The sequence below is a fragment of the Alphaproteobacteria bacterium genome, from assembly GCA_005883305.1.
In the GTDB taxonomy this organism is placed as follows: domain Bacteria; phylum Pseudomonadota; class Alphaproteobacteria; order Sphingomonadales; family Sphingomonadaceae; genus Allosphingosinicella.
On the sequence record VBAC01000001.1, the window covers coordinates 2,213,943 to 2,227,435 of the forward strand.

General features: G+C 67.6%; 13 protein-coding genes. 9 read left to right on the top strand and 4 right to left on the bottom strand.

Going from position 1 to position 13,493, the window contains the following annotated elements:
- Positions 1–15 precede the first annotated feature (15 nt).
- A complete protein-coding gene (locus tag E6G92_11050; protein TMJ20255.1) occupies positions 16–1,356 on the bottom strand; it encodes a sensor histidine kinase in 1,341 nt (446 codons plus the stop codon).
- Positions 1,357–1,507: 151 nt separating this feature from the next.
- Positions 1,508–2,917, bottom strand: coding sequence for a sigma-54-dependent Fis family transcriptional regulator (locus E6G92_11055; GenBank protein TMJ20256.1), 1,410 nt, complete (start codon positions 2,915–2,917; stop codon positions 1,508–1,510).
- A gap of 48 nt (positions 2,918–2,965) precedes the next feature.
- Here E6G92_11055 and E6G92_11060 point away from each other — a divergent pair, with 48 nt between their 5' ends.
- The 7 genes from E6G92_11060 (at position 2,966) to E6G92_11090 (ending at position 9,897) form a co-directional block, all read left to right on the top strand.
- A complete protein-coding gene (locus E6G92_11060; GenBank protein ID TMJ20257.1) occupies positions 2,966–3,196 on the top strand; it encodes a hypothetical protein in 231 nt (76 codons plus the stop codon).
- 87 nt (positions 3,197–3,283) lie between these two features.
- Positions 3,284–4,588 carry an HlyD family efflux transporter periplasmic adaptor subunit gene (locus E6G92_11065; protein TMJ20258.1) on the top strand — a complete coding sequence of 435 codons (1,305 nt, stop codon included), beginning with the start codon at positions 3,284–3,286 and terminating at the stop codon, positions 4,586–4,588.
- A 12-nt stretch (positions 4,589–4,600) separates the two neighbouring features.
- A complete protein-coding gene (locus E6G92_11070; protein TMJ20259.1) occupies positions 4,601–5,281 on the top strand; it encodes an ABC transporter ATP-binding protein in 681 nt (226 codons plus the stop codon).
- Positions 5,282–5,415: 134 nt separating this feature from the next.
- Positions 5,416–7,920, top strand: coding sequence for an FtsX-like permease family protein (locus E6G92_11075; protein ID TMJ20260.1), 2,505 nt, complete (start codon positions 5,416–5,418; stop codon positions 7,918–7,920).
- A gap of 108 nt (positions 7,921–8,028) precedes the next feature.
- Positions 8,029–8,256: a hypothetical protein gene (locus tag E6G92_11080; GenBank protein TMJ20261.1), complete on the top strand. Its 228-nt coding sequence runs from the start codon at positions 8,029–8,031 to the stop codon at positions 8,254–8,256.
- 37 nt (positions 8,257–8,293) lie between these two features.
- Entirely contained in the window at positions 8,294–8,797 is a 504-nt protein-coding gene (locus E6G92_11085; protein ID TMJ20262.1) for a hypothetical protein, read from the top strand.
- Entirely contained in the window at positions 8,794–9,897 is a 1,104-nt protein-coding gene (locus E6G92_11090; GenBank protein ID TMJ20263.1) for a hypothetical protein, read from the top strand. Before E6G92_11085 ends, E6G92_11090 begins: the two co-directional genes overlap by 4 nt.
- A 140-nt stretch (positions 9,898–10,037) precedes the next feature.
- Here the strand turns inward: E6G92_11090 and E6G92_11095 are convergent, their stop codons facing one another.
- Together E6G92_11095 and E6G92_11100 are read right to left on the bottom strand one after the other, a co-directional pair.
- Positions 10,038–10,334, bottom strand: coding sequence for a hypothetical protein (locus E6G92_11095; GenBank protein TMJ20264.1), 297 nt, complete (start codon positions 10,332–10,334; stop codon positions 10,038–10,040).
- Positions 10,335–10,337: 3 nt separating this feature from the next.
- Entirely contained in the window at positions 10,338–10,853 is a 516-nt protein-coding gene (locus E6G92_11100) for a hemerythrin domain-containing protein (GenBank protein TMJ20265.1), read from the bottom strand.
- Between the two features lie 83 nt (positions 10,854–10,936).
- Here E6G92_11100 and E6G92_11105 point away from each other — a divergent pair, with 83 nt between their 5' ends.
- Both E6G92_11105 and E6G92_11110 read left to right on the top strand, forming a co-directional pair.
- Positions 10,937–11,437, top strand: coding sequence for a CinA family protein (locus E6G92_11105; protein ID TMJ20266.1), 501 nt, complete (start codon positions 10,937–10,939; stop codon positions 11,435–11,437).
- Positions 11,438–13,492 (top strand): NAD(+) synthase, encoded by a 2,055-nt coding sequence (locus E6G92_11110; GenBank protein ID TMJ20267.1) that lies wholly within the window; start codon positions 11,438–11,440, stop codon positions 13,490–13,492.
- The last annotated feature ends 1 nt before the right edge of the window (position 13,493 follow it).

A 13,493-nucleotide genomic window follows, 5' to 3' on the forward strand; every position in this document is an offset into this window, starting at 1 on the left:
ATGACGAGGAAGAGGTCAAATCACGATCCTGAACAGCGCGCCGCCCCCCGGACGGTCCGCCACGCTGATCGAGCCGCGGTGGGCGAGGACGACCTGGCGGGCGAGGCTTAGGCCGACTCCGGTCCCTTCCTGCCGGGTGGTGAAGAAGGGAAGGAAGATGTCCTGCCTGAGGCCTTCGGGGACTCCGGGGCCGTTGTCGGCCACCTCGATCTGCACCTTCTCCGATCGGGTGCGCTCGAAGCCGATCCAGACATGCGGCTCTTCGCTGTGGGCGCGCGCGGCTTGGGCGGCGTTGCGGATCAGGTTGATCAGCACCTGGCTCATCAGGTCGGGATCGGCATCGAGGGTGAGAGTCTCGTCGATCGTCAGGGTGAGGCCGATTCCCTGGGCGCGGTCGCTGGCGCGGAACAGCGCCTCGAGCTCGCGGCCCCAGGCGGCGACGTCGATCGCGCGCATCCGGATTTCGGGCGCCCGGCTGATCTGGCGGTAGCTTTCGACGAAGTGCATCACCCCGTCGGCGCGGCGGGCCAGGGTCTCGACCGCGGTCCGGGCATCGGAGACCGCGGCGTCCTCCCCGCGATCGGCCGTGCGCATCAGGTCGAGCGCGCTGTGGGCGAGGCTGGTGACCGGAGTCATCGAGTTCATGATCTCGTGGGTGAGGACCCGGATCAGATCCGACTGGGCGGCGATCTCGATCGCGTTCAGCTCGCCCTGGATGGGCTGGACGGCGACGACCCGGACCAGCCCGCCCAAGCGGTGGACGATCGCCGCGCCGACCAGCATCGTCTGCGGAACGCCGTCGCTGAGCAGCGGAACGAGCCGCGGCCGGCCGACCGCTCCGCCGGCGAGCGCCCTGGCGAAGGCATCGCCATATTCGCGGAAATCCTCGACGCGGACGCCCTTGTGGCGAATGAGGAGGCGCCGCGCGGCCTTGTTGGCGAGCTCGACCTTGCCCTCCGCGTCGACCGTGAGAAGGGCGGTCGGCGCATCGTCGAGCACCGCCTCGTAGAAGCGGTTGGCGTCGATCAATTTGTGGCGCTCGTCGCGAAGCTTCCGGATCGCCTCGTCGAGCGTTCCGGAAAGCTCGCGAAAGCCGCTGCCCTGGCCGCGATGCGAGAAGCCCTGGCTGAAATCGCCGAACTTCACCGCATCGATGAAGCGGGAAAGCTCCATGTTGGTGCGCTGGACGTGGCGCCAGAGCAGGGCCGCAGCGCCCGCGACGAAGGCAGCGGCAACGAGCCGCGCAGCGCCGAGATCCGGCCGCCCCAAAGCGGCGGCGAAGACGAACGCGGTGACGACGAGCAGCGCCAGCCGCCACATCAGCCCGAGAACGAAGCGCTGGCCGAAGATGGTCATGCGCTCAAATCCTCCCCTCGATTTCGAGGGGAGGGGGACCATGCGCAGGATGGTGGGGGGGCCTCTTGCGGTGAAAGAACCCCCTCCACCGCACTTCGTGCGGTCCCCCTCCCCTGCAAATGCAGGGGAGGATCAGGGAGCGTCCAGCGGGTCACAACCCATGCTTCTCCATCCGCCGGTAGAGCGAGGCTCGGGTGAGGCCGAGCTCGGCTGCGGCGAGGCTGATATTGTAGCTGTGCTTCTTCAGCGCTTCCTCGACCAGCTGCTTTTCGGCGCGGTCGAGGTTGAGATCGTCGCGCGGCGGGGCGACCGGCGCCGGGACCGGCGCGGAGCGCGACGGGGCGAGGCCCCGCGAGAGCGAGAAATCCTCCCTGGAGAAGGCCTCGCCGTCGGAAAGGATCACGGCCCGCTCGCAGGCGTGGCGAAGCGCGCGGACGTTTCCGGGCCAATCATAAGCTTCCAGAGCGGCGGCGACGTCGGCGGGCAGATCGCGCGAGGGCTTGCCGTATTTCTTCGCATATTGGCCGATGAAGTGCCCGGCGAGCTCTGCGATGTCCTCGCGCCGCTCGCGCAAGGGGGGCAGGTCGATCTCGACCGTGTTGAGCCGGAACAGCAGGTCCTGACGGAAGCGGCTCTCGCTGGCGAGCTGCTCCGGCGGGCAATTGGTCGCGGCGATGACCCGAACGTCGATCGGCACCGGCTTGTTGGCGCCGACGGGGACCACCTGGCGCTGCTCCAGAGCGGTCAAGAGCTTGGGCTGGAGGTGGAGCGGGAGATTGCCGATCTCGTCGAGGAACAATGTCCCCTTGTCGGCCGCCTGCATCCGCCCGATCCGGTCGGCGCGGGCGTCGGTGAAGGCGCCCTTCACATGGCCGAACAGCTCGCTTTCGAACAAATTCTCGGCGACCGCGCCCAGATCGACCGAGACCAGCAGGTGATCGCAGCGGCGCGAGCGGCGGTGAAGCTCGCGCGCGACCAGCTCCTTGCCGGTGCCGTTCTCGCCGAGGATGAGGACGTTGGCGTCGGTCGGCCCGGCCCGCTCGATCAGCGACCAGACCCTGGCCATGGCCGGCGAGTTGCCGAGCAGAGGCGCCTCGCCGCCGGCGGCGGGAGCGACCACGGCCGCGGTGCGCCTGCGCTCGGTCACCGCCTCCTCGCGCGAGGTTCGCAGAGCCGCGGCAGTGCGCACCGTGGCGAGCAACCGCTCGTTCGACCAGGGCTTGGAGACGAAGTCGGTCGCGCCGCGCTTCATCGCGTCCACCGCGACTCCGATCCCCGCATGGGCGGTGATCATCACCACCACCGCGTGCGGATCGCGCGCGAGGATCTCGGACAGCCAGTGGAAGCCCTCCGCCGCGTTGGTCGCGCCGCGGCCGAAATTGGCGTCGAGGAGGATCACGTCCGGAAGCTCGCGCTCCATCGCGGCGAGCGCCTCGTTCGGATCCTGGAATGCGGCGACGTCGGCGAAGAGATCGCGCAGCAACAGGCGCGCGGACAGGAGGATGTCCGGATCGTCGTCGATGATGATGCAGCGCCGGAAGCGCTTCGTCTGGTCGGTCACCGGGGAGCCCTCCCTGTGTTCGATAACGGACAATCAAATATCGTGCCAGTGTCCGCCCGCGAACGCCCCGGCCGCCATCGGGGCGAACCCCTATTTCGGGAAAATGGCGGATTTCTGCCGCTTTCGGCGGTTGGCACGGCTCATGCTCCCTTTCCGGCACAGGGGCTCATCCGAGTTCAGGGAGACAGGAAGATGGACAAGTTCGAAGCGTTCGCATTCGCCTTCGGGTTCGTCGCGACGGGGGTGCTGACCCTCATCGCCTCGGTGCCGCTTGCGTAAGCGCGCCAAGGTGTGCGGTGGCGGACAGGCGATGTCCGGTTCCGGACAGTCTTCCGCCACCCAGCCTTGCCAGCACCGCCGAAATCAATGAGCGTCGTACGCATGCCGAAAAATGAAGCGCCCGTCAGCGGCGGCCAGATGGACCGCGTCGTCGTCAAGAAGGGCCTGCCGACCAAGGCCAAGATCGCTCTGGGCGTAGTTGCCGCGATCCTGCTACTCGCCCTCTTCTACTGGTTCTCGCCAAGCGCCAACAGCCAGACCGTCCCCGCCGCGCGGCTCACGATCTCGACTGTGACGCAGGGGCGGTTCGACGATTTCCTGCCGCTTCGCGCGCGGGTCGAACCGCTGCTCACCGTCTTCCTCGACGCGGTCGAGGGCGGGCGGGTCGAGCGCGTCGTCGTCGAGGACGGAACGATGGTTCAGCAGGGCCAGCTGCTCGCCGTGCTCACCAATCCGGAGCTGCAGCTGAACGTTCTCGCCCGCCAGACCGAGGTCACCCAGCAGCTCAACTCGATGCGCAGCCAGGAGCTGGCGCTGAACCAGACCCGGCTCGCCAACGAGCGCGCCCGGATCGAGGCCGATCTCGCCACCGGGACGGCGCGGCGGCAATACGAGATGCAGCGCCCGCTCGCGGCGCGCGGCTTCGTCTCCGGCCGCCAGTTCGCCGACAGCCGCGACACTTATGAGGCGAACCGCCACCGCTCCGAAGTGGTGCGCCGCCAGCAGAGCGAGGACGAGCGGCTGCAATCGAGCCAGCTGGCCGAATTGCGCTCCTCGACCAGCGCCATGAACCAGAGCCTCGAAATCGCCCGCGAAAGCCTCGACGCGCTCAACCTGCGCGCTCCGGTCGCCGGGCAGCTGACCTCGTTCAACATCCAGATCGGCCAGTCGCTCCAGCGCGGCGAGCGGCTCGGCCAGATCGACAGCGCCGGCCACAACAAGCTTCGCGCCCAGGTCGACGAATTCTATCTCGGCCGGGTCGCCGTAAACCAGGTCGCCGACGGCGAGGTCGCCGGCCGCCACTACCGGATGCGGGTCAGCAAAATCTATCCGCAGGTGCGCAACGGCGCGTTCGAGATCGACCTCCAGTTCGTCGGCGCGGAGCCCGCCGACCTGCAGCGCGGCCAGACCATCCAGGTCCGCCTCGTCCTCGGCGCTCCGAGCCAGGCGCGGATGATCCCCAACGGCAGCTTCTACAACGACACCGGCGGCGCCTGGGTATTCGTCGTCGCGCCCGACGGCGGCTCGGCCGTACGCCGCAACGTCCGCCTGGGCCGGCGCAACAACGATTTCATCGAGGTGCTCGAAGGGCTCGATCCCGGCGAGCGGGTCATCACCTCGCCTTATACGGGTTTCGTCGAGCGGGATCGCCTCTCGATCAGTGGGCAATGAAGGGAATCGAACATGCTGAACATGCGTGAAGTCTCGCGGGTCTACCGCACCGACACGGTGGAGACGACCGCCCTCGACGGCATCTTCCTCGACGTCGCGGACGGCGAGTTCGTCGCGATCATGGGGCCGTCGGGCTGCGGCAAATCGACCCTGCTGAACGTGATCGGGATGCTCGATTCGCCGACCAGCGGCTCCTACATCTTCAACGGCACCGAGGTCGCCGGCCTTTCCGAATCCAAGCTCGCGGACTTCCGCAAGCGAAACATCGGCTTCATCTTCCAGTCGTTCAATCTCGTCGACGAGCTTTCCGTCCGCGAGAATATCGAGCTCGCTTTGCTCTACCACAATGTCCCCGCGGCGGAGCGGCGCAGCCGGGTCGACGAGGTGATGGACAAGGTGGGTATCGCCCACCGCGCCAAGCACCGCCCGTCGCAACTCTCCGGCGGACAGCAGCAGCGCGTCGCCGTCGCCCGGGCCCTTGTCGCCGCGCCCAAGCTGATCCTCGCCGACGAGCCGACCGGCAACCTCGACACCGCCCATGGCGAGGAGGTGATGAAGATGCTCCAGGCATTGAACGCCGAGGGCTCGACCATCGTCATGGTCACCCACTCGCCGAGCCACGCCGATTATGCCGGCCGGGTGGTCAACATGCTCGACGGGCGGATCCTGGTCGAGCACCGAAGGGCGGCGTGAACAACCTTCCTCTCCCCTCTTGGGGAGAGGGTCGGGGAGAGGGGCAGGACTACGACACCCCCTCTCCCGTCGCCGCTAACGCGGCTCTTCCCTCTCCCCGGAGGGGAGAGGTATTGGAAAGAGGACACGAGCCAATGTGGCGCAATTACATGACGGTCGGCGTGAGGGCCCTGATCAAGAACAGGACCTACGCCTTCATCAACATCTTCGGCCTAGCGATCGGCCTCGCCGCCTGCCTGATGCTGCTCCTCTACGTCCGCTATGAGACGAGCTACGACGAGTGGCTCCCCAATGCGGAGAACACTTACCAGTTCCAGACCCACTACAAGTCCAAGCAGACCGGCGAGGAAGGCGATCTGCAGATGGCCGCCTACGTCTCCGGACAGCGGCTGAAGGCCGATTTCCCGCAGGTCGACAGGATGGTCTACGCGCTCGGCGCCGAGCCGGTGATCAAGCGCGCCAGCGACGTTCTTCCCACCGAGAATGCGCTGCTCGTGGACAATCTGTTTTTCGACGTGCTCCAGTTTCCGCTCGCCCAAGGCGATCCCCGCACCGCGCTGGCGCAGACCAATTCGGTCGTCCTGACGCAGAGCGAGGCGCGCCGGGTCTTCGGCACCGAGAACGTGCTCGGCCGGACCCTGACGATGATCTCGCGCGGCTACACGATCGATTATCGGGTCACCGGAGTCGCCCGCGATCTTCCGCGCAACAGCCATGTGCGCTTCACCATCGTCGCCCGGATCGATTTCAACCGCTGGTTCGCCGACAATCCGCAATTCATGACCTGCTGGGGATGCCAGTCGGGCTGGGTCTATTTCACCCTGCGCCCCGGCGCCGATCCGGCGGCGATCCAGGCCCAGCTTCCAGCCTGGGAGCGGCGCAACATCCCGACCCAGAATTTCGGCCAGCTGCGCTACAATGACGGCGACGAGGAGGATTGGCGCCTCGTCAACGTCCGCGACGTCCACCTCGGCATCGCCCAGGACGGAACGATGAAGCCGGGCAACGACCGGCAGACGATCGTCACCTTCACGATCATCGCCTTCCTCATCCTCGGCATGGCCTGCGTCAACTTCACCAACCTCGCAACCGCGCGGGCCAGTCAGCGCGCCCGCGAGGTGGCGCTGCGCAAGGTGCTCGGCGCCAACCGCCAGCAGCTGATCACCCAGTTCCTCGCCGAATCCGTGCTGATCGCGGCGATCGCCATGGTCCTCGCGCTGGCGCTGGTCGAGCTGCTTCTGCCGCCGCTCTCCCACTTCCTCGATGCCGATCTCGCAATGCACTATTTCGGCTGGGACGGCATGCTGCTGCCGATCGTGGTGCTGACCCTCCTCGTCGGAGCGGCGGGCGGAGTCTATCCGGCCTTCTACCTCAGCCGCTTCCAGCCGGCCGTGGTCCTCAAAGCCAACAAGTCTTCGGCCGAGGCGCAGGGCTCGGGGATCCTCAGGAACGTGCTCGTCGTCGCCCAGTTCGCGGTGTCGATCGGCCTGATCATCTGCACCGCCGTGGTCTACGCGCAGACCGTCTACGCCCGAACGGTCGATCCCGGCTACCACCGCGACGGCCTGATCCAGATCGAGAATCTCGGCCGCCGCCAGCTGGAGACGCGGGCCGATTCGATCGCCGAGGAGATGTCTCACGTTCCGGGCGTCATCTCGGTCGGCCGCTCCGGAATCGGAGTCGCCACCGACAACAACAACAATACCGGAGTGCAGGTGCCCGGCCAGCCGGAACCGGCGAATATCGGCAATTACTCGGTCGACGTCGGGTTCATGCCGACGATGGGCATCCAGCTCGTCGCCGGACGCATGTTCGACGAAAACCGCCCCGGCGACGATTCGACCATGCCCTACCCCTCGACTCCCGAGCAGCAGCGGGCAATGGCCGCGCGCGGAATCAACGTCGTCATCAACGAGCTCGCCGCCCACCGCATGGGATTCCGCAACCCCGCGGACGCGGTCGGCAAGACGGTGGGGGTCAGTTATTTCGAGGAGGAGATCGGGCTGGTTCCGACCCACATCATCGGGGTCGTTCGGGATTCGCGCTTCCGCTCGATCCGAGAGCCGATCGATCCGATCCTGTTCCGGCTCGACCGCACCTTCGCCGGAACCCTGCTCGTCCGCTACGATGCGCGCGACCCGGCCGGCGCCCGGCGCAACGTCGAGGAGGCGTGGAAGAGGCTCGCTCCGGACGTGCCCTATGACGGCGTGTTCAGCGAGGACAAGATCGCCGAGCTCTACACGATCGAGCAGGCGCGGGCGAAGGTGTTCGCCGGCTTCGCGATCCTCGCCGTGATCGTCGCCTGCCTCGGCCTGTTCGGCCTTGCCGCCTTCACCGCCGAGCGCAGGACGAAGGAGATCGGGATCCGCAAGGTGCTCGGCGCGCGCACCCGCGACATCATCCGCCTGCTCGCCTGGCAATTCTCGAAGCCGGTGATCATCGCCAACCTGATCGCCTGGCCGGTGGCCTGGTGGGCGATGCGCAGCTGGCTGAACACGTTCGACGCGCGAATCGACCTCGGGCCGACTCCGTTCCTGCTCGCCGGCCTGCTCGCGCTGGTCATCGCCATCGGGACCATTGCCGGCCACGCCTTCAAGGTGGCGCGGGCCAACCCGATCCTCGCGCTTCGCTACGAGTAGAAAAGCAAGACCGATCATGGCCTTCGTCGAAGCCAGCGGGCGTTCTGTCGAAAGAGAAGGGGATGGGCGGCGCAGGGCCGTCATCCCCGCCAGGTGGGATGATATGTGATGGATTCGACCTTCATTCTTGCCGCCACTTCGCTTGGGATCGCAGCGATGGTCTGCATCGCCGCCGGCCGCGCCTGGCGCGGCTGGCTCGACCTCAAGCGGCTCGAGCTGGCGGCGAAAGGCGACGACCCGGCGGAGACCGAGGAGATCGGGACCCGGATCGAGCTGGCGTCGGTGCGCGAACGGCTGAAGAAGCTGGAGGCGATCGCCAGCGGCGTCGAGCTTTAGCTTTTGCGGGCGCCCGCCTCCCCGCTATGAGGCGGGAATGGGCAAGCAGAAGGCAGCGATCGGGCTCGGCTCGCGGCTGGTGATCGGCGGCATCGCCGGCTTCGTCGCGACGATGGCGATGACCTCGGCGATGAAGCGGCTCCACGCGAAGCTTCCTGCCAAGGAACGCTACCCGCTCCCGCCGCGCGAGATTGTCGACCAGGCCCTGGCGCCGCCCGCGGCAATCTCCCCCGACCTCACGCTCGCCGCGCACTTCGCCTATGGCGCGGGCTGCGGCGCTCTGATCGCCGCCGCCAACCCGCGCCTTGGCAAGCTCGGCGGTGCGCTCGCCGGCGGCGGCGTCTGGCTGGCGAGCTATATGGGCTGGATCCCGGCGCTGGCGGTGCTCAAGCCCGCGACCCGCCACCCGCTTCGCCGCGACGCGCTGATGATCGGAGTCCACTTCGTCTGGGGCTCGTCGATGGCGGGAGCGATGCACGAGCTCACCATCGCCCGGGACACGATCTTCGGCGCCGGGCCGGACAAGGACTCGGCCGCGTGATCGCCCCGCTGCTCACTCTCGCAGCCGCCGCCGCAGCGGCGCCCGCGGGGCTTCCCGGCGTGTGGGAAGGGACGATCGGCGACCTGCCGGTCCGCGCCTGCTTCACCGGGCGGGAAAGCTATACGTTCGGCGCTTATTATTATCTTTCCAGGCGCCAGCTGATCGCGCTGAACGAGGTGGAGGGAAGCGCGAGCGCCTTTTACGAAGGCAATGGAGGGCTCGCCGCCCAGCCTCGCTGGCTGATCGAGAACGCCGCGGGCGACCGGCTGGCCGGACGCTGGACCGGAGGGGCGCGAACGCTGCCGGTGCGGCTGCGGCGAGTCGCCCGGCAGGAGGGCGAGGACAGCCCGTGCGGCAGCATGGCCTTTCACCAGCCGCGCCTCGAAGGCGTGCATGTCGCCCGCACCCGCGCCTCCGCCGAGGGCGTGGTCTACACCAAGCTTGCGCTCGACCATGGCGGGCGCTTCGACGTCACGGTCGAAAGCTTCGCGCTGGACGGCGACGGCGCGGCGATCCGCCAGATCAACGCCGCGCTCGCCCGCGGCTTCGCCGGCGACCCGCCGGAATGGCTGGGATGCATCCAGGATTCGCTTTCCGACGGCGGGTTCGAGGGTAGCTTCGCGGAGATTCTCGCCCCGGCGATGGTGTCGCGCCGCTGGCTGAGCGTGTCCCACCATTGGGACGGCTTTTGCGGCGGGGCCCATCCGGATTCGAGCAACACCTACCGCCTGTTCGATCTGGAAAGCGGGCGGGAAGCCGATCTCTACGACTGGCTGAACGCGCGCGCGGTCCGGCGCGAGGGGCCGCGCGGGACGGGCGAGGAAAGCAAGACGCTGACCCCGGCGCTGCGCGCGGCGATCCTCGCCGGCTGGCGAGCGGAGGCGAGCGAATGCGAGGAGGTGGTCCGGGATTCGGACTATTGGAACATCGGCCTCACCCGCCAGGGGATCACCTTCTCCCCCTCGCTGCCGCACGTCGTGCAGGCCTGCGAGGAGGATTTCACCATGTCCTTCGCGCGTCTCCAGCCCTTCCTGAGCGCCGAGGGCGCGGCGAACGCGAGGGCGCTTCAGGCCGAGCCCGCACGCCCGGCGAACAATTAGTGTCGGCTAATAATTAGCTGGGAGTCCGACCGGGCTGTTCCCCGGCGAAGGCCGGGGTCCAGGAGCCGGAGGCTTTCATTGCGCCGAGCCCGGCGAGCGCCGGGCCTGGGCCCCGGCCTTCGCCGGGGAACAGTCAGGCTCTAGTCGACGTGCGGGCTCACCGCGGGCGGGTCGCTCGCCGGGAAGCTCTCGTCCGAGGCCTGGTCGACCTTCTCCCAATCCTTGGGCGGATCGCGCATCGCCTCGGGCCCCGCCGAGCGCGCCGCGCCCGTGTGGCCGACCGGGCCGGGGGCCGCCTTGCCCCTGCCGAGCGCGGGCGCGGGACGTTCCCCCTCGCCTCCCGGGCCCCACCAGCGGCGGCCGAAGACGACCGCCGCGAAGCCCGCGAGGGCGGCGCCCGCTCCGGCGACGATGGTACGGTTGCGAGACCATGCCATGGTTCAGGCCCCTTCGTGCTGGAGGGTCGCGGGCTGAGCCGGGGGCAGGCCGCTCGTCTCGGCCTGCTGCATCAGCTCGGCCTTGCGCGCCGCAAGCTGCTCGCCCAGCGCCTCGAGGTCGATCTCAGCCGCGCGGGTCTGCTGAAACAGGTTGTCGCGCTGCTTCTCCTCTTCCTTGACGTGGTGCTCGATCAGCTCCTGGAGCACCTTGACCTTGGCGTCGTAGAACTCCTCGTCGGGATCCGCCGCCTCGAGCTCGTTGACCAGGGTCTTGGCGCTGTCATGCTCGACCCACGCCTCGTCGAGCGCGTCTTCCTCGACCTTGCCGCGGATCGCCGGATAATAGATTTCCTCCTCGATCATCGTATGCACCTTGAGCTCGGTGCAGATCTGCTTGACCAGCTTCTGCTTGGCCGAGGCTCCGCTGGCATTCTCGAATGCGGCGAACAGCTCCTCGACCTTGCGATGATCTTCGGCGAGCAGCTGAAGACCGTCGCGGGGTTGCGTTTCTGCGGCCATTCTCGTTCTCCTTGATTGCGCCATCGGAACAACCGGACCATTGGGCCGGTTCCCGCCCTAGGGAATGATGAGGATAAGAATCTTTGAGCGAAACGGAGACCCTCTCGCCAGTCCTCCCCGACGCGCTCGAGCAGGCCACGAGGCGGCTGCTCGCCAAGGCCTGCGAGCGCGATCTGGTGCTGGCCACCGCGGAAAGCTGCACCGGGGGAATGCTCGCCTCGCTGCTGACCGACGTTCAGGGCGTCGCCCACGCCTTCGACCGCGGATTCGTCACCTACAGCGCGGAATCGAAGACCGAATTGATCGGCGTCCCGGCCAAGCTGATCGCGGAGAAAGGCGCGGTTTCCAAAGAGGTCGCGGTGGCGATGGCCGAGGGCGCGCTGGAGCGCTCGCGCGCCCATATCGCGCTGGCGATCACCGGCTTCGCCGACAGCGGCGACGAGCCCGGCCTCGTCCACTTCGCTTGCGCGCGCCAGGGCCGTATAACCGCGCATCGCGAGGCCCATTTCGGCGCGATCGGCCGCGGCGCGGTGCGCGTCGCCGCTTTGGGCGTGGCGGTCGAGATGATGACGGAGATGCTCTAGATGGCGAAGAACCCGGCCTTCGGCGCGATCCACCGCCACGGCTTCGTCCGCACCGCCTCGGCCAGCCCGCGCGCCTCGGCCGGCGATGTCGCCTTCAACGTCGAGGAGACGATCAAGGTCGCCCGCGAGGCGGATTCGCGCGGCATAGACCTCGCCGTCTTTCCCGAGCTCAACCTTTCGTCCTACGCGGTCGACGACCTGTTCCTTCAGGACGCCTTCCTCGACGCCGTCGAGGCGGGCATCGCCCGGCTCGCGGCGGAGACGGCCGCGCTTAAGACCGTGCTCGTCGTCGGGGCGCCCATTCGCCGCAACGGGCGCCTCTACAATTGCGGGCTGGCGATCGCGCGCGGCGTGATCCTGGGCGCAGTGCCCAAATCCTACCTTCCCAATTACCGCGAATATTATGAGAAGCGCTGGTTCGCTTCCGGGACGGGGCTGGAGGGGCTGAAGATCGTGCTCGCGGGGCAGAACGTGCCGTTCGGCACCGACCTGATCTTCGCCGCCGAAGACCTGGCCGACTTCGTCTTCCACATCGAGATTTGCGAAGATTATTGGGCGCCGCTGCCGCCTTCGACCATGGGCGCGATGGCCGGCGCGCTGATCCTCACCAATCTCTCCGCCTCGAACATCACCATCGGCAAGGCCGACGAGCGCAAATTGCTCTGCGCCAGCCATTCCAGCCGCTGCGTCGCGGCCTACGTCTTTTCCGCTTCGGGACCGGGGGAGAGCACCACCGACCTCGCCTGGGACGGGCAGGGCTCGATCCACGAAATGGGCGAGCTGCTCGCCGAGACCGGCCGGTTCGACTGGGAATCGGAGCTTGCCGTCGCCGATATCGATGTCCAGCGCCTGAGGCTCGAGCGGATGCGCAACGGCACGTTCAACGACAGCGCCCGAGCCGCCGGCCATCCCGAAACGCGCTTCCGCCGGGTTGCCTTCGCGCGTGAGCCTGAAATCGCCGACATCGGCTTCGAGCGGACGCTGCGCCGCTTCCCCTACGTCCCCAACCGGCCTGACCAGCTCGATCAGGATTGCTACGAGGCGTTCAACATCCAGGTGCAGGGCCTCGCGCGCCGCTTCAAGGCGACCAGCGGCACGCACCTCATCATCGGCGTCTCGGGCGGGCTCGATTCGACCCACGCGCTGATCGTCGCGGCCAAGGCCTGCGACATGCTTGGGGCTCCGCGCTCGACGATCCTCGGCTACACCATGCCGGGCTTCGCCACCGGCGAGGAAACCAAGGGCAATGCCTGGAAGCTGATGAACGCGCTCGGCATTGCGGCTGAGGAGATCGACATCAAGCCGGCCGCCCGGCAGATGCTCGCCGACATGGGCCATCCCTTCGCCAAGGGCGAGGCGGTCTACGACGTGACCTTCGAGAACGTCCAGGCTGGCCTTCGCACCGACTATCTCTTCCGCCTCGCCGGCCATCATGGCGGCTTCGTCGTCGGCACCGGCGATTTGAGCGAGATTGCCTTGGGCTGGTCGACCTACGGGGTCGGCGACCAGATGAGCCATTACGGCGTCAATGCCGGCGTGCCCAAGACGCTGATGCAATATCTCGTCCGCTGGGCGATCGGCTCGGGCCAGTTCGATGACGACACCAACGCCATCCTCCAGGCCATCCTCGACACCAAGATCAGCCCAGAGCTCGTCCCCGCCGACGAGAAGGGCGGGATTCAATCGACCGAGGACCGGATCGGCCCCTACGAGCTGCACGATTTCTTCCTCTTCCACATCCTTCGCCACGGCCTGCCGCCGTCGAAGGTCGCCTTCCTCGCCTGGCAGGCGTGGAAGGATTCGGGCGAAGGCGGCTGGCCGGCCGGCTATCCGGACTCGCTCAAGCGCGAATACGACCTCGCCACGATCCGCAAATGGCTCGAGGTGTTCCTCTTCCGCTTCTTCCAGCTCAGCCAGTACAAGCGCAGCTGCATCCCCAACTCGCCCAAGGTCTCGGCCGGCGGCGCATTGAGCCCCCGCGGCGACTGGCGGGCGCCGAGCGACGGCAATGCCGACCCATGGCTCGAGGAACTCAGGCAAGCATTCGAGGAGTGAG

Coding starts and splice junctions, on each gene's coding strand:
- E6G92_11065 (TMJ20258.1), top strand. CDS start 3,284: ATGAGCGTCGTACGCATGCCGAAAAATGAAGCGCCCGTCAGCGGCGGC.
- E6G92_11070 (TMJ20259.1), top strand. CDS start 4,601: ATGCTGAACATGCGTGAAGTCTCGCGGGTCTACCGCACCGACACGGTG.
- E6G92_11100 (TMJ20265.1), bottom strand. CDS start 10,853: ATGGCCGCAGAAACGCAACCCCGCGACGGTCTTCAGCTGCTCGCCGAA.
- E6G92_11110 (TMJ20267.1), top strand. CDS start 11,438: ATGGCGAAGAACCCGGCCTTCGGCGCGATCCACCGCCACGGCTTCGTC.
- E6G92_11050 (TMJ20255.1), bottom strand. CDS start 1,356: ATGACCATCTTCGGCCAGCGCTTCGTTCTCGGGCTGATGTGGCGGCTG.
- E6G92_11095 (TMJ20264.1), bottom strand. CDS start 10,334: ATGGCATGGTCTCGCAACCGTACCATCGTCGCCGGAGCGGGCGCCGCC.
- E6G92_11085 (TMJ20262.1), top strand. CDS start 8,294: ATGGGCAAGCAGAAGGCAGCGATCGGGCTCGGCTCGCGGCTGGTGATC.
- E6G92_11080 (TMJ20261.1), top strand. CDS start 8,029: ATGGATTCGACCTTCATTCTTGCCGCCACTTCGCTTGGGATCGCAGCG.
- E6G92_11075 (TMJ20260.1), top strand. CDS start 5,416: ATGTGGCGCAATTACATGACGGTCGGCGTGAGGGCCCTGATCAAGAAC.